The organism is Arcobacter sp. 15-2 (assembly GCF_047159865.1).
In the GTDB taxonomy this organism is placed as follows: domain Bacteria; phylum Campylobacterota; class Campylobacteria; order Campylobacterales; family Arcobacteraceae; genus JAIOSF01.
On record NZ_AP038804.1, the window covers coordinates 1,414,362 to 1,429,891 of the forward strand.

Genomic DNA, 15,530 nt, shown 5'->3' on the forward strand with positions numbered 1-15,530 from the left:
ATTGATAACAAAAGCAAAACAACTAGGTAAGTCAAAGTTTGTAAAAGATGTAGGTAAAACTACATCTGCAAAGATTATAACAGTACTTATAGGTTTTGCTTTAAAGATTATTATAGTTAGATTATTAACAAAAGAAGATTTTGGACTTATAGCTGTTTTAACTTCTCTTAGTACTTACTTTAGTATGATGGCAGATTTTTCAACTCATGGTATTACTCAAAGAAATATAGTAAAAGAGAAAGATAACTATAAAGAGCATTATCATATTTATGTAAATACAAAGCTTATTACACTTAGTGTAAGTGTCTTTTTATTTACTATAACAGCATATATATTAGGATATTTTGAACATAAAGTTATCATGACTATTATAATAGTAAATATGATATTCGGAGTATTATCTGCACTTCCAAAAGTATTAATGGAATCTTTTGAACAGTTTGGAATATACTCTAAAATCATGATATATGTAGCTGTAATAAATTTAGTGCTTCAATCATCTTTTGTGTATATGTTTCAAACAGTAGAATCACTTTTTATAGCACTCTTTTTTACAGCTCTTAGTAGTATGTATCTATACTATAAGTTTGTAGGGATAGATTTTAAAGTGGTTTATAGCTTTCAAAGTGTAAAGTGGATAAAAATAAAAGAACTTTTAAAAGATGCTTTTCCTCTTTTTATGGGTAGTTTTTTTTATTTACTTTATTATCGTATAGATACTATTATGATAGAAAAGATGGTAGGACTTGAAGCTGCTGCTGAGTATAGTCTAGGGTTTTCTATGGCTGATCAAGTATTAGAAATATTGTGGGTACAATTTATAATAGTGTTTTATCCTAAAATGATAAAAATGTATCAAGAATCTAAAGAACTATTATTTAGAAGACTGAAACAAGTAAGTTTTATTTTATTATTAGTTTATAGTATATTATTTATTATCTCATACATTATAGGTGAGTATATGTTTGGATTAGTTTTTGGAGAACAATATATTTATTCTGGATATATTTTCACATGGATTATAGTGGGTATGTTTTTTACAGCTTTATTTTCATTATATTATAGAGTTTTAGTAATTGCAAATAAACAAACAGTTTATTTATATCTGATGATGTTTGGAGCAATAACTAATTTTTTATTGAATTTGTATTTAATAGATATTTATGGAAGTTTTGGGGCTGTGTTAACAACATTGTTTATAAATATTATAATAGCTTTAGTTGCTATTGTATTGGCTAATAAGGAGCTGAAAAGTGCAAAAAATAATTAATTATAGAATTTCTATTTATTATTCAACAGTATTTATAGCAATTATTTTTGCACTATTGTCATTGTTTCTTACAAGTCAAATGATAGAATTAGATATAGGTTTTTTTAAACAAATGATTGTATTTGTAATAAGTTTCATATATATATATGGGATATTGTTAATAATGCAAAAATTTATAAACACAAAACTTTATGTTTTAGTTATATCAATTTTTTTAGTTTATTATTTAGTTTATGCATATATTTATACTCTTTTTGGATTTACTTTAGGAATAGATTATATAAATGTACTAGTTATTAATGGTTTAGATAATTTTATTGAAACAAGTGGATTAGACAAAGTACAATTAGAGGAGTCTGCTTATATTTTACTAGGGACAGTATTAGTTACATATATTGTTTTATATTATATAAATACAAAAACAGCTAATTTTAAAAAAAGTGTTAAGTTTGTTTATTTATTTGTATTTTTTAGTGTTTTCCTACTTGCCGATCAAATATATGCATATAAAAAAGTAAAAGATACTCCAAATAGTATCTATAGTATATTAAGTGATTCAATTATTTATAGACCTAGTTATTCAAGTTCTGATTTTTATTATAATGTAAAAGAAGAAAAGTTTGATAATAGTAAAGAACTTCAAGTATTAATCAACAATGAAAAACTACCTAATATTATTTTGATTATGGCAGAAAGTTTAAGATCTGATATGTATAAAAATATGAACTATCTATCAAAGCAAAATGGGACATACTTTAAAAATAATTACTCTACAAGCAATGGAACATATTTTGGTTTATTTTCAACACTTTATGGACTATATCCAAATTATTACTGGCAAACTATAAATGACACTAAACCTACTCTAATAAGTATGGCTTCACAGCTAAATTATGAAAAATATTTTTATAGCTCTGATAAGTTAAGTTATGGTGAGTTAGATAAATGGATAAAGAAAAAAGATTTTGATAGTTTTAATATTATTAGAAATGGTGAAATGTATCAAAGGGATCAAACAATAGTTAGCAACATTCAAAAAGATTTGATAGAAAATGATAAGTCAAAATTTTTTTTAATTACTACAAATACTACACATTTTGATTATTCATTTGATGAAAATTTAGTGAAGAATCCAATAGTACCATACTACAAAGACAAAATTGATTATTTTGATCCAAATTTAAAAGAAAAAGCTAAAAATATATTTAATAGATATCAAAACAGTGTTAAGAATTTGGATATCTATTTAAAACAGTTAATTGAGACTTTAAAAGAGACTAATCAATGGGAAAATACTATATTTATAGTTTTTGGAGATCATGGTGAAGAATTTTTTGAAACAGGTAAATATACTCATGCGTCAGCATTAAACACATATCAATTAAATAGTTTCTTATGGATTCATTTACCTTCAGATAATAAGGCTTTAACTAATAAGAAAACTACAAGTTTAGTGGACATTCCTATGACATTAATAAGTTATTTGAAAAATAATAACAACATAAAAGTTGACAATATTAGCGAATATAGTGGTTATGATATTTTGGACACTAATTATAAAGGTAGACCTATCGCTTCTTTTTATATAAATCCAAAAGCAAAAAGTACTGATGGCTTTTTTTCTGTTTCAAAAGATGAAAAAGTGTTTATGGGCTCAAAAGTTGGACTAGATGATAATCAAATAAAATTAATAGATGAATTAAGAATAAATAAGGAGTTAGATTTTGAATAAACTATTAAAGATATTCTTATCAATGATGTTATTAGGAGTAGTAAGTATTTTAAGTCTAAATATTTATTTTTATTTTATTGATTATAATAGTATTATTAAGACAAAAAGTAAAATATGGGCACACCGAACCAACTCCATAGATAGTATAGAAAAAGCTATTTTAAAGGAAGTGGGAGGTGTAGAAATAGATATTTTTTATTCTGAACAGTATAATAGATTTGTGATTACAAGAAATAATAAGGATACATTAAAAGAAGATAATTTAGTACTAGAAGATGTATTAAAAAGATTTTCAAATGAAGATACTTATTTTTGGCTGGATTTTCATAGATTAGAATTTTTAAGTATAGATGAACAACAAAAAGCTTTTGAAAAATTAGTATTTTTATCTGATAAATACAATATAAAGAATAAGATTGTTTTAGAATCTCAAAGTTCAAGGCATTTAAAAAGATATACTAAGAATGGCTTTTTTACAATTTCACTTTATTCATTTGGAGATAATGAGAGTAGTTTAAAAAAATTATATAGAGAGTACAGATTTAAAATATCTTATGTATTAAATCAAAACTTTTCAGGTTTTTCTGTAGATCAAAATCAGTATGGACAGTTATTTGATAAGTTTACAAATATTCCTGTATTTATTTTTACAGTTAATGATACTAAGAAAATAGAAAAATATAAAAGATTAGATAATATAAAAGTAATTTTGACGGATAAATATTAGATGAAGAATAGTCCTAAATATAACTTATTTAAAAATACAAAATATGCAATTGATGGCTTCTTGATTGCTTTAAAAACAGAATCATCCTTTAAATTGGAGTTATTTTTATTTGCAATTACTTTAATTGTTTTATGGTTTTTAGATTTAAATACAAATTTAAACTTCATAATTATAGTAGCATCTTTACTAGTTCTTTTAATAGAATTAATAAATAGTGCTATAGAAACAGTAGTGGATATGATAACAGTTAAATACAATAAACTTGCTAAAAAAGCTAAAGATATAGGTTCTGCTGCTGTTATGATAAGCATATCTATATATGTAATGAGTTGGTTATTTGTTATTTGGAGTATTTATGAAAAATAAAATACTAATAATTCATTATGAGTTTTATAAAAATTATCTCAATAAAAATATTGGGTACTTTATTGATAGTGCTATATCAAAAGGATACGAAGTTGATTTTTTAACTTTGTCTTCAAATATTCACGAAAATCTAAAAAAAGATAATTTTAAAATCATACCCATAGATGAAAATCATATGGAGTCAATTAATTTATATTTATATATATTTAAAAATAGAAGTATATATAAATATGTTTGGATATATCCATCATATAAATATATAAATTTTTTACTGTTATTTCTTAGGATATTAGATGTAAAACCAATAATTAAAACTGATAGTATGATAATAAAAAAATATACTAGATTCTCACCTTATTGGATAAGACAGCAAGTAAAAAAGAAACTTACTTCTTTGTTAGCATATAAAATTATTGTAGAAAATAAAAAACTTTTAGATTTTTATTCAACTAAAAAAACTTTACAGTATAGTCTAGGATTACCTCAAAAAAATTTGGATATTATTAAAGAATTAAGTACCAATATAAAAAAAGAAAAGACAATTTTATATATAGGTAGAATAAATCATGCAAAGGGACTTGATAGACTTATTGAAGTATTTGAAAGATTAATAATGAGTAGAAAAATAAATAACGAATTTAATCTTAAAATAGTTGGAAAAGTTGTTGAACAAGAATATTACAATAATCTTTTTAAAAAAGTTCAAGAAAGTGATATTTTAAAAACAAGAGTATCTTTTCAAAATGAGAGAAATGGGAAAGACTATTATAAAGAAATATTAAAAGCTTCTCTAGTGGTACTCCCTACTAGAAATGAAGGTTTACCAAATATATTGGCTGATTGTTATTTTTGTAAAACTTTATTTTTAACAACTAAAGGTGCTAAGGCTAGTGACATTATTCTTGATAATAAATTATTTTGTGAGAATGATGAGGATTCTTTATACAAGTGTATAGAAAATGTTTTAAATAGTTTAGATAATTATTATGCTAATTATTATAGTCACTATAATGGTAAATATTTTGTAGAAGCGAATAGTTTTTTTGAGGAATTTTTAAATGATTAAATACGATAACCAACACTTTGAACCATGTTTATTGGATGATAATAATATAGATAAAATACAAATAAATATGATACCAGATAATTCACGAGTATTAGAGATAGGATGTGCTACAGGTTTTATGAGTGAGTATCTTAAAAAAGAAAAAAACTGTTTTGTATATGGTGTAGAGTACAATGATGCTCAAGCACAACTTGCAAAAGAGAAATGCGATGAAGTATTAAGTGGTGGAATTGATAATGAATCCCTTCAAATGAATCTTAATAATTTTGTAAAAGAAACTCAAAAATTTGATGTTATATTTATGTCACAAGTTATAGAACATATCGCTTACCCAAATAATGTTTTAAATAAACTCAAAAATTGGCTTGCTGATGATGGTGTATTGATAATATCTACTGTAAATGTAGCTCATTGGAGTAGCAGATTGAAACTTCTTAAAGGCATTTGGAAGTATGAAGAGTATGGACTTTTTGATAATACTCATTTAAGATTTTTTAGTATAGATGGATTTGAACAAGATTTAGTTGATGTGGGATATGTGGTCGTTGATGAGGGGTATAATGTAAGTGATATCTCACCACTTTTTTTTATACCTAAAGTTAGAGCTTTGCATGTAACAAATATATTTAAAGTTTTAGGATTATTAAATAATGGTATTTATAAATGGTATTGTAAAAAGTTTAGAAATCTTATAGGGTACCAGTTTGTTTTTAAAGTTAAAAAGTCAAAGCAGTAGAAAGAGGAAAAAGAGATATGAACAATTTATTTTTTAATCAAATAGAAGAAACAGATACCAATAAAGAGTTGATAGCTCAATTAAATAAGTATATTGATAAGTATAAAGAAAATGTATATCTTATCAATAAACCTTTAGGTAAAAAAGAATATAAATATTCATATGAAAACAATGCTGTAGTGCTACTTATACCTAAGCATACTATACTTGTGATTGATTTAAAAAATGATGAAGAAGAGTTTCAAAACTATTATGAGGATTTTTTAGAAGATCTTGCATCATTGTCAGATAAGTTTGAATATAAAGACTTCATACAAAGACCAAGAAACTGGAAAAAAGATGCTTTAGTGAAAGATTTAGTAGTAGAAGATGGATTTGATATTGAGAATATAATCAAGAGTCATCAAATATCTGATAAACAAAAGCAAAGAAAATGTGAACTTTTAATATCTCTTTTAACAGGAAGTATAAATAATATAAGTCAAATAGGTGTTGCTGAACCTGAAACACTACTTGAAAAAGTAAAAAATAAAATAGTACTTTTTGATGCAGAACAAACTAGATTTATCTACAAAAAATTAAACCAAAAAGTTATAAAGATACAAGGACTTTCAGGTACGGGAAAAACGGAACTTTTACTACACAAAATAAAAGAACTATATTTAGAATCAGAAAAAAATAAAATATTTTTTACATGCCATAATAAAATATTGGCATCAACTCTTAAAAAAAGAATACCAGAATTTTTCAACTTTATGAAAGTAGAAAAACAGATAAAATGGAATGAAGTCTTATGGGTAACTAATGCATGGGGTTCAGGAAAAGATATAGATTCTGGTGTATATAGATATATATGTGGTATTTATGATTTGGATTTTTTTAGTTGGAGTCATAGTATGAGTTTCGATAAGGCATGTAAAAATGCAATAGAAGAATTAAAAAAACTACCTGAAATAAAACCTACTTTTGATTATATACTAATAGATGAGAGTCAAGATTTTCCAGAATCATTTTTTGAACTATGTACTTTAGTAACAGCTAAAAATATATACATAGCAGGAGATATATTTCAAGATATATTTGAACATGATTTAAATAAAAAGATTGTAAATATTGATTTTATACTTAATAGATGTTATAGAACAGACCCTAGAACACTAATGTTTGCACATGGTACAGGGATGGGGCTTTTTGAAAATACAAAACTAAATTGGCTTACAAATGAAGAGTGGGATGCTTGTGGATATATTGTAAATAAAAGTGATAAAGATATTTTTCTTTCTCGAGAACCTATAAGAAGATTTGAAGATCTTGAGCTAGAAGATTTTGAAAGTATAGTATGTGAATATGTTGATAATTCAATAGAAAATAAAGTACTTACTATCATCAAAAATATTAAAGAAATAAATTCAACAGTAGAACCTGATGATATAGCGATCATCTTTTTAGATAATGATAAATATATATATGAAATGGCAAATAGATTATCAAATAAAATTGTAAGAGATTTTGAGTGGGAAACAAATAAAGGGTACGATAGTAAAATAAAAATGCCAAATACTATCTTTATGAGCAATAGAAATAATGTAAAAGGACTAGAGTTTCCATTTGTTATTTGTATAACTAACAAAATAAAAAATGATTTACAATACAGAAATACTCTCTACACTATGCTAACAAGATCATTTATTCAATCATATCTATTGACAAAAGATAATGAAAAGATTTTAGAATTACAAAAAGGCCTTAAAATTATCAATGATAAAAAATATATATTGACAACTGAACCAAGCTTTGAAGAAAAACAGAATATTAAAAAAACAATTATTGAGTATAAAGAGGATTCAGGAATATCATATAAAGATTTTTTAGCAAAAATATTCAATACCGAACAAATAGGTTCAAAATGCCGTAAAAAATTAGAAAAAATGATATTCGAGATACTTGACAATACTTTTGATAAAGAACAAATTTTAGAATTTATAAATAAAAACAAAGAGTATTGTGAAGATGAAAGAGTATAAGTTTGTTCTTGATGAGCTTGCTGTAAAAGATTTTTTTACAGTAGTTAGACAAAAAATAGATATCATTGAAATACTTATGAAATCTATAAACTATATGAGTGATTATGATGAAGCTAAGGAAAAGACTCAAACTGGATTAATGGTTTTAAGAATAGATAAAACAAAAAGATTGTTGTATTTTACAGAGGATAAATACTTTTCTATATCATTTCCTTTTTCAGTGATGAAGGTTGATGAAGAATTAAAGTTTTATACAAATCAAAAAATAAATGTTGATTATTTACTTACATCACAAGTGCTAAACATCATCAACTGTGATGAGTTTAATGAGCAGTGTAGTTTAGATTTTGTGGAACCTATCTATGCATGTGAAGAAAATTTTAATAAAGATTTTTGGCTTTTTTTAAGAGAATTATTAATGTCGGAAGATGGGTATATTAGATATGATTATGATGAAATAAATTATAACAAATATAAAGAAAAAGGTGAAGAGCTAAAACACCCTTTAAATCATTATGATATTTTTTATACAAATTATAGTACATTTAAAATTGGACTAAATCAGAAAATTGATGAGAATTATTTTCAAGATTTTGTAGATGTTAGTAGTAATTGTAAGTTTTTAGTAGAATAAGGAGTAAAGTAAATGGATGTATCAGTATGTATAGTAAATTATAATACAGCAGATTTAACAACAAAGTGTATTAAAAGTGTATTTGAATATACTAAAGATATCGATTTTGAAGTGATAGTTGTAGAAAATGGTTCTAGTGATGGAAGTGGTGAAGTTTTTAAAAAAGAGTTTGGGGATAAAATAGTACTTATCGAAAACCCTGTAAATAGATATTTTTCAGGTGGTTTCAATGATGCTGTCCATAAAGCTAAAGGTAAGTATTCATTAATTCTAAATTCTGATGCTTACTTAGTAGACAACTCAGTTAAGATGATGTATAACTTTTTAGAAGCTAATAGTGAAGTTGGAGCTGTTGAGGGATGTATAATAGATGAAAAAAGCAAAGAAGTTACACAAACTTCAACAATGGAACTTACAGTTGAATTAAATAAAATAAGAGGTAGCAGAAAAAGAAAGTTTCTAAATAAAAAAGCTTATGAAGATTATGCTATGCCAGATTGGGATAGAAAAAGTGACAGAGAAGTGGAAGTTATATGTGATGCTTTTATGATGGTAAATACTCAACTTTTTAAAGATGTAGGGTGTTTTAATGAAGCTCTAAAATTGTACTATACAGAAGAATATATATCTGATAAGATAAGAGAATCTGGGAAAAAACTTTGTCATCTCGGTATTCCTAAAGTTTATCATGCATGGAGTAGTAGTACAAATAAAGTTAGTAGCGGTTTTATAAAAGCTATATATAAGACAGATGAAATATTATACTTTGAATTAAAGAAATAATGAAAATACTATTAACTGCATATTATACAACAGAACTTGGTGGTGGAGAAACAAGTTTTATTAATGTTATAAATTATTTATCAAATGTAAAAAAAGATTTTTCGATTACTTTAGTTATTCCTCAAAAAGGGGTGTTTTCTAAACATATAGATTCAAGTGTGCATATAATTGAAGTTAAGAATAGATGGGATCTTTTTAAATTAAGTGGTGAATATGATTTAGCAATTCATAACTATATAAATTTTGGTAAAAAGTTTTTATTGTTACCATTTTTGAATGTATCCAAGCATTCTTTTATTTGTCATGGACTATGGGATATTCCTAGGTTTACAAAACTAAATTTATTAAAAATAAAATCTGCTAAGTTGTTTTGTGTAAATAATGAGCTTTTAAATGAAGTTGACTATGATGACAAATATTTATTGAATCTAGGAGTAAATCTAAACAACTATAATATACAACAAAATAATAGCGAGTTGATAAATATTGGAGTTATTGGTAGATTCCAAGATGTAAAAAATCAACTTTTTGCTCTTGATGTATTTAAAGAATTGCAACTTCATTATGAAAATTTAAAACTTAATTTTATAGGTGATTCAGCTTTTACAGAGCATAGTGAGAGTTATAAAGAAAAAGTTATTAATAAAGCTAAGAAATTAACAAATGTAGAATTTTTAGGTAATAAGAATACTGAAGAAGTCTTTGATAATATTGATGTAGTTTTTGTTTCATCTAAGTATGAAAGCTTTGGTATGGTAGTGGTAGAAGCTTTAGCAAATGGACTAATATGTATAGCACCAAATATAGGTGGTCCAAAGCAGATTATGTCTGATAAATTAAAAGAGTTTTTATATATTCCTGATGATGTAAGTTATGCATCTAGGTTAATTAATAAAGTATTGGGTAATATAGATGAATCTCAAAAAATATTTAGATCACATCAGTCTTACTATAAAGAAAAATTTGATGTAAAAAATACTGTTAAATTATTACTAGGTGAAGATATATGAAAATATTATATTTACTCGATTTTCCACCTTTTGATGAAGATTTTGATGGTATAACTAAAATATATTATAATTTAATTAAACATATTTCTAAAATAAATAATCTTGATATACTAATTATTAGTGGTGGTATTAGTAATAATTTCATAACATATAGAGGTACTGATTTTCAAAAAGTTAATAATTTTTTTGATGTTAAATATATATATTATGAATCTATACATTGTTCTAATATTAAGAAAAATATAAATAGATTAAAATTTGAATATTCAACTTCATTAAATAAAAATGATATAAAAAAACTTGATCAAAAATATGATTTTAAGAAGTACGATGTAATACATACTGCTCATTTGTCTTTTTTAAATATTTGTAAAGTTCATAAAAAAGTTATAATAGGTGCAACAGATGCTTCATCATTAGCAATGCCTAGTAATACTTTAAAAGAAAAGTTAAGAAAATTTTATTTTCAACAAATAGAAGGTAAAATATCCAAAAGTTCTATGTGGGTACATGCTGTAACTAATAGAGATGCTGAGGGGTTTCATACAGATAGAAAGTTTATTATTACCAATGGAGTTGACACAGAAAAGTATAAAAAATACAATGAAGAAAAAATAAAAAATAGTTTTGTATTTCATGGAAATTTAGATTATCAACCAAATATTGATGCAATAATTTATATGAATAAAACTATAAATGAATTAGACTTAGATTATAAACTATACATAGTAGGAAGAGGTGAAGCTTCAAGATATCAACAACTTAGTCATGTTGTAATAATAGGAGAAGTTGAAAACATAGCAAAAGAGATATGTAAGTATGAGTACTATTTTATTCTTATGCAAACAGGAACAGGTGTAAAAAATAAACTTTTAGAAGCTATGAGTTGTGAATGTAATATAATATGTAATGATTTAGCTATCAATGGATTGAAAAAACCTGAAGTTTTAAAAGATAATATTCATTTTGTAAATAGTAATGATGAAATTAAAAAAATATTATTAAATTCAAATATAAAAAATGCAAGAAACTATGTAAAAGAGAATTATTCATGGGAGAGTTTTAGTGATAAATTTATGGATATGTATAAAACGATATGAGAACTATTAATCTAAATAATTTATCGTATTTAATTATAGCTATCACTATTCCTTTATTTGGATTAAGCATTGGGAGTTTAGGGTTACCAACACTTGGTTTTCTAAGTGCTGCTGTTATTCAATTATATTTATTGTTTTTTACAAGTAAGAATTTTGTATACAATAATAATATCTTAATACTAATGGTTTATTTTATGATAATTTGTATATCTACTCTCACAAGTGTATCACATGCAAGTTCTTTTGCTGAGATTATATCTTTTGGTACCATATTAATTTTTATATTACTTATGGATTTTTCAAAAGTGGACTTAAATAGATTTTTTAAGTATTTAACATTTATGTTTTTTTTAAGAACTTCTTTTGATCTTGTTTATTCTTTTAGTCACATGGAAGAGTGGATAGGTAGAGCAAAACATTTTATGAGGTTTTCTGTAGCTCACTTAGGAGGTGATCCTAATAATTTAGCACTATTACTTATAGCTCCTATTTTATATATGGCTTTTTTTTATCGAGGTAAATTAAAATATATCATACTTTTTATATTTATGATACATTTTACTATGCTTTATAGTAGAGGTGCATTTTTATCTTTAGCTCTTGCTTTTTCATTTTATATTATATACTTTAAAAATATAAAGATATTAAAATATTTAATTCTATCTTCTTTTGCTATTGTTTATGCAATATATTATTTATATGTAAATGAGTATATATTTTTTAATTTAAACTCTTTTTTAGGTGCTGATAATTCAGCATCATCCAGATTGTTATATTGGAAAGAAGCTTTATTTGATACGAATTTTAAACAGGCTATCTTAGGAAATGGACCAAGAACATTTGTCGATATATATGGTCATTGGCTGCATAATAGTTATGTTGCTAGATATGTTGATGTTGGAGTTATAGGATTACTTTTATATATGACTATTTTATTTAGTAGTTTATATATATTTATAAAACAACAAAGTAAATACTTGATATTATTTTTAGCATTTATAATTGGAAGTTTTTTTGTTGATTTTTATCAAAATGCATTGATGTGGTTTTTAATAGGGTATGCTTATAAAAATCCAATATATTATAGAAGGGTTATATTTGAAAAAGATAAAGTTAGCATTTGTTAATGTGATGGATTCATATAGTGGTGGAGAAATTGTTTTACAAAGGCTTATTCGAAATTTAGATAAAAATGAGTTTGATATCGTAGTATATACAAAGGATACAAAATTTGTAGAGACTTTAAATTGTAAAGAGTGTGAAGTTATTGTTTTTAATACACAATATCAAATGAGATTAAAAAGAGGTTTCAGGTCACTTATACAGGCAATAAAAAACTTGTTTGTAAGTAGTAAATATATGTATCAATTGAAATATAAACATGAAGTTGATTTGGTACATTCAAACTCATTAACATCGAATATATACTTTGCGGTATGGGCAAAAGTTTTTAGAGTTAAATTTATTGCTCATTCACATGAAATAAGAGATGGAGTATTATTTAAAATAATACATAAGTACATTGAATTTTGTTCAGATAGAATAATTACAGTATCAAATGCTGTTAGATATAATTGGTTAGAGCATGGTGTTCATAAGAATAAAATTATAACAGTATATAATGGACTTGACAATGACTTTTTCTAATATTTCATCGATCTCAAAAACAAAAGGTATAGATTTGTTTATATATGCTATTGAAGCTACTGAACAAAATCATAATATATATGATATTGTAGGTAAATCTTCAAAAGTAGAACAAGACTTTGAAACTTATATACGAATATATGTGGAAGAGAGAAAACTTGAAAATATTCAATTTAAAGGTTTTATATCTAATATGAATGAGTATTTACAAAGTGTTGATGTAGTTGTTCTTACTTCTATTGTACCTGATTCATTACCTACAGTCTTAATAGAAGGTTTAGCAAAAGGTAAAATCTTAATAGCTACTGATGTTGGAGGTGTTAGGGAAATAGTAGATGATAGTTATGGAAATATTATTATTCCTGTAAATAGTATAGAATCAATTAAAGACGCAATTAACACTGTTAGTAATTATTCTGTTGAAAAGATATGCGAGATAAAGAAAAAGAATGTTTTAAGAGCAAAAGAGATTTTTTCTATAGAAAATCAAGTAAATATAATGACAAATATTTATAAAGAGATATTAGAATAAAGGTAAATAATGGGAATATTATCACATGGTAAAGTAACCACAGTATTGCAATATTTTACTGATAGATTTGATGATTATTGGCATATTTTATATCCAATAATTTTAAAAGGAAAAAGAAAAGAAGATGAGTATTTGTACTTTTATGATATTTCAAGAAAAGCTTTAGATTATAATGGTAAGTTTAATGAGGATGGTATCTATTTATTTTATGGATATGATGGAAGTTATCATTTACATGCTTTAGAACTATCCCAATACTCTTTAGCTTGCTGGTTAGCTTGGAAAAAAACAGATAACACTGCTTGGTTAGATAAGGCACTATTACATTGTGATTGGCTTGTCAAAAATCAAGAATCTGATGGTGCATGGAGAATAGAACATAAAAATCCTTCATATAAAGATCTTCCTAGTCCTTGGCCATCAGCTTTGACTCAAGGATTAGCAATTTCATCTTTAATTAGGGCTTATAAATATACTTGTAACGAAGAATATGTTACATCTGCTAAAAAAGCTTGTGAATTTTTAGAGATTGATATAGCAAATAATGGTGTAAAAAGAATATTTAGTCTAAATAAAATTTTTGGATTTATATATGAAGAGTATCCCAGAAATGAATTAAATGGTGTATTAAATGGGCATTTATCAGCTATATTTGGAATATATGAATTATCTTTGATAGATAATTCATATAATAAGATGTTTGAAAATAACTTAAAAAATTTAAAAAAAATCTTACCATTGTTTGATTTGGGATATTGGAGTTATTATTCACTGGATGGAAATATCGATAGTGGTTTTTATCATAGACTTATAGTTAAACAATTAAAAGTTTTAAGTGAAATAGATAGTGAATTTGAAAAATATTATATGAAATTTTACAGACAACAAGAGAATAAATATTTTGCAGTTAAAGCTTTTATTCAAAAAGTGAGATATAAATTATGAGAATTTTGGTTATTCATACTTTTGGCCTTGGTGATATGATTATGTTTACACCGGCATTGAAAAATATTATAAATAAATTTCCAGATGTTAAGATAGATTTTTTAGTATTACAAAAAGTTTCAATTGCTCCAATAAATAATTGTACGAATATTGATCAATTATATTTTTTTGAAAATGGTATATTACCTAATTTAAAGCTTATGAGCAATTTAAGAGCTAATAGTTATGATTATATCTTACACACTTCAGGTACAAGTATATTGAAAATGTCATTAATGATGCTTCTTCTTAAAGGAAAGCAAAAAGTTGGTGAGTATGAACAAGTTAAAGTACCTTGGTATAAGAAACAAACTCAACGACTAGATAATAAACATAGAGTAGAATCCAATATTGAAATTGCAAACTTAATAACAATAGATAATTCTTCTAAAGAAACACCATGTTTTTACTTAAATGAAGATAATTGTAAATTTGCAGATGATTATGTATCTAAATTTAAAGATAAAATTTTGATTGGTATTCATCCTGGATGCAATGAAAAGTTTGCTAACAAAAGATGGGAAATTGAAAAATATATTGAGTTAATTAAGAAATTAAACAATAAAAACAAAGATATTAAATTTTTTATTTTTATAGGACCTGATGAAAAACAGGTAGGACAAGACTTAAAGAAAGTAGTTGAAAATATAGAATTAATAGAAAATAGCTTGGCTAACACAGCTGCATTAATTTCTAAAATGAATTTATTTATCACTAATGACTCAGGATTAGGGCATATTGCGTCTTGTTTTGATGTAGATATTTTGACAATTTTTTCAAAAAATACTCATGCTAATCCTAATAAAATATTTCCATATTCAAAAAAATCTCATAAAATAGATTTTAAAAAATTAAATAACAAAAATACTGAAGTAGGTATTGTTCAGGAAAATATAATTCAAAGAATAGGTAAATAAAA

16 protein-coding genes are annotated in these 15,530 nt (G+C 24.6%); all 16 read left to right on the forward strand.

The genetic code is table 11. The features are described 5' to 3' along the window. The first annotated feature begins 1 nt into the window (after position 1). The 16 genes from ACMCMH_RS07545 to ACMCMH_RS07620 are packed head-to-tail and all read left to right on the forward strand — an operon-like array spanning position 2 to position 15,528. Positions 2-1,270, forward strand: coding sequence for a flippase (locus ACMCMH_RS07545; protein ID WP_412724195.1), 1,269 nt, complete (start codon positions 2-4; stop codon positions 1,268-1,270). Further along, positions 1,254-3,002: a sulfatase-like hydrolase/transferase gene (locus ACMCMH_RS07550; RefSeq protein ID WP_412724197.1), complete on the forward strand. Its 1,749-nt coding sequence runs from the start codon at positions 1,254-1,256 to the stop codon at positions 3,000-3,002. Before ACMCMH_RS07545 ends, ACMCMH_RS07550 begins: the two co-directional genes overlap by 17 nt. Then, complete coding sequence (locus ACMCMH_RS07555; protein ID WP_412724199.1) at positions 2,995-3,729, forward strand: hypothetical protein; 735 nt, start codon at positions 2,995-2,997, stop codon at positions 3,727-3,729. Before ACMCMH_RS07550 ends, ACMCMH_RS07555 begins: the two co-directional genes overlap by 8 nt. After that, on the forward strand, positions 3,730-4,095 hold the full coding sequence (locus ACMCMH_RS07560; RefSeq protein WP_412724201.1) for a diacylglycerol kinase: 366 nt from the start codon (positions 3,730-3,732) through the stop codon (positions 4,093-4,095). Further along, a complete protein-coding gene (locus tag ACMCMH_RS07565; protein ID WP_412724203.1) occupies positions 4,085-5,161 on the forward strand; it encodes a glycosyltransferase in 1,077 nt (358 codons plus the stop codon). Before ACMCMH_RS07560 ends, ACMCMH_RS07565 begins: the two co-directional genes overlap by 11 nt. Further along, complete coding sequence (locus ACMCMH_RS07570) at positions 5,154-5,897, forward strand: class I SAM-dependent methyltransferase (protein ID WP_412724205.1); 744 nt, start codon at positions 5,154-5,156, stop codon at positions 5,895-5,897. The genes ACMCMH_RS07565 and ACMCMH_RS07570 overlap by 8 nt, the downstream gene beginning before the upstream one ends. Positions 5,898-5,914: 17 nt before the next feature. Continuing rightward, positions 5,915-7,921 (forward strand): DEAD/DEAH box helicase, encoded by a 2,007-nt coding sequence (locus ACMCMH_RS07575; RefSeq protein WP_412724207.1) that lies wholly within the window; start codon positions 5,915-5,917, stop codon positions 7,919-7,921. Next, complete coding sequence (locus ACMCMH_RS07580; RefSeq protein WP_412724209.1) at positions 7,908-8,555, forward strand: hypothetical protein; 648 nt, start codon at positions 7,908-7,910, stop codon at positions 8,553-8,555. Before ACMCMH_RS07575 ends, ACMCMH_RS07580 begins: the two co-directional genes overlap by 14 nt. A 12-nt stretch (positions 8,556-8,567) precedes the next feature. Next, entirely contained in the window at positions 8,568-9,338 is a 771-nt protein-coding gene (locus ACMCMH_RS07585; RefSeq protein WP_412724211.1) for a glycosyltransferase, read from the forward strand. Then, the gene (locus tag ACMCMH_RS07590) at positions 9,338-10,348 is read left to right on the forward strand and encodes a glycosyltransferase (protein WP_412724213.1); all 1,011 of its coding nucleotides are present in this window, start codon (positions 9,338-9,340) and stop codon (positions 10,346-10,348) included. The genes ACMCMH_RS07585 and ACMCMH_RS07590 overlap by 1 nt, the downstream gene beginning before the upstream one ends. Continuing rightward, positions 10,345-11,448, forward strand: a complete 1,104-nt coding sequence (locus ACMCMH_RS07595) for a glycosyltransferase (RefSeq protein ID WP_412724215.1) — start codon at positions 10,345-10,347, stop codon at positions 11,446-11,448. The genes ACMCMH_RS07590 and ACMCMH_RS07595 overlap by 4 nt, the downstream gene beginning before the upstream one ends. Then, the gene (locus ACMCMH_RS07600) at positions 11,445-12,575 is read left to right on the forward strand and encodes an O-antigen ligase family protein (protein ID WP_412724217.1); all 1,131 of its coding nucleotides are present in this window, start codon (positions 11,445-11,447) and stop codon (positions 12,573-12,575) included. The genes ACMCMH_RS07595 and ACMCMH_RS07600 overlap by 4 nt, the downstream gene beginning before the upstream one ends. Then, positions 12,547-13,095: a glycosyltransferase gene (locus tag ACMCMH_RS07605; protein ID WP_412724219.1), complete on the forward strand. Its 549-nt coding sequence runs from the start codon at positions 12,547-12,549 to the stop codon at positions 13,093-13,095. The genes ACMCMH_RS07600 and ACMCMH_RS07605 overlap by 29 nt, the downstream gene beginning before the upstream one ends. Beyond that, the gene (locus tag ACMCMH_RS07610) at positions 13,082-13,627 is read left to right on the forward strand and encodes a glycosyltransferase family 4 protein (protein WP_412724221.1); all 546 of its coding nucleotides are present in this window, start codon (positions 13,082-13,084) and stop codon (positions 13,625-13,627) included. Before ACMCMH_RS07605 ends, ACMCMH_RS07610 begins: the two co-directional genes overlap by 14 nt. A gap of 9 nt (positions 13,628-13,636) precedes the next feature. Then, on the forward strand, positions 13,637-14,572 hold the full coding sequence (locus ACMCMH_RS07615) for a D-glucuronyl C5-epimerase family protein (protein ID WP_412724223.1): 936 nt from the start codon (positions 13,637-13,639) through the stop codon (positions 14,570-14,572). After that, entirely contained in the window at positions 14,569-15,528 is a 960-nt protein-coding gene (locus ACMCMH_RS07620; protein ID WP_412724225.1) for a glycosyltransferase family 9 protein, read from the forward strand. The genes ACMCMH_RS07615 and ACMCMH_RS07620 overlap by 4 nt, the downstream gene beginning before the upstream one ends. Positions 15,529-15,530: the final 2 nt, after the last annotated feature.

What these genes read in the sequence shown, in the direction of transcription:
- ACMCMH_RS07560 (WP_412724201.1), top strand. Translation starts at nt 3,730, where the DNA reads ATGAAGAATAGTCCTAAATATAACTTATTTAAAAATACAAAATATGCA.
- ACMCMH_RS07565 (WP_412724203.1), top strand. Translation starts at nt 4,085, where the DNA reads ATGAAAAATAAAATACTAATAATTCATTATGAGTTTTATAAAAATTAT.
- ACMCMH_RS07570 (WP_412724205.1), top strand. Translation starts at nt 5,154, where the DNA reads ATGATTAAATACGATAACCAACACTTTGAACCATGTTTATTGGATGAT.
- ACMCMH_RS07575 (WP_412724207.1), top strand. Translation starts at nt 5,915, where the DNA reads ATGAACAATTTATTTTTTAATCAAATAGAAGAAACAGATACCAATAAA.
- ACMCMH_RS07580 (WP_412724209.1), top strand. Translation starts at nt 7,908, where the DNA reads ATGAAAGAGTATAAGTTTGTTCTTGATGAGCTTGCTGTAAAAGATTTT.
- ACMCMH_RS07585 (WP_412724211.1), top strand. Translation starts at nt 8,568, where the DNA reads ATGGATGTATCAGTATGTATAGTAAATTATAATACAGCAGATTTAACA.
- ACMCMH_RS07590 (WP_412724213.1), top strand. Translation starts at nt 9,338, where the DNA reads ATGAAAATACTATTAACTGCATATTATACAACAGAACTTGGTGGTGGA.
- ACMCMH_RS07595 (WP_412724215.1), top strand. Translation starts at nt 10,345, where the DNA reads ATGAAAATATTATATTTACTCGATTTTCCACCTTTTGATGAAGATTTT.
- ACMCMH_RS07600 (WP_412724217.1), top strand. Translation starts at nt 11,445, where the DNA reads ATGAGAACTATTAATCTAAATAATTTATCGTATTTAATTATAGCTATC.
- ACMCMH_RS07610 (WP_412724221.1), top strand. Translation starts at nt 13,082, where the DNA reads ATGACTTTTTCTAATATTTCATCGATCTCAAAAACAAAAGGTATAGAT.
- ACMCMH_RS07615 (WP_412724223.1), top strand. Translation starts at nt 13,637, where the DNA reads ATGGGAATATTATCACATGGTAAAGTAACCACAGTATTGCAATATTTT.
- ACMCMH_RS07620 (WP_412724225.1), top strand. Translation starts at nt 14,569, where the DNA reads ATGAGAATTTTGGTTATTCATACTTTTGGCCTTGGTGATATGATTATG.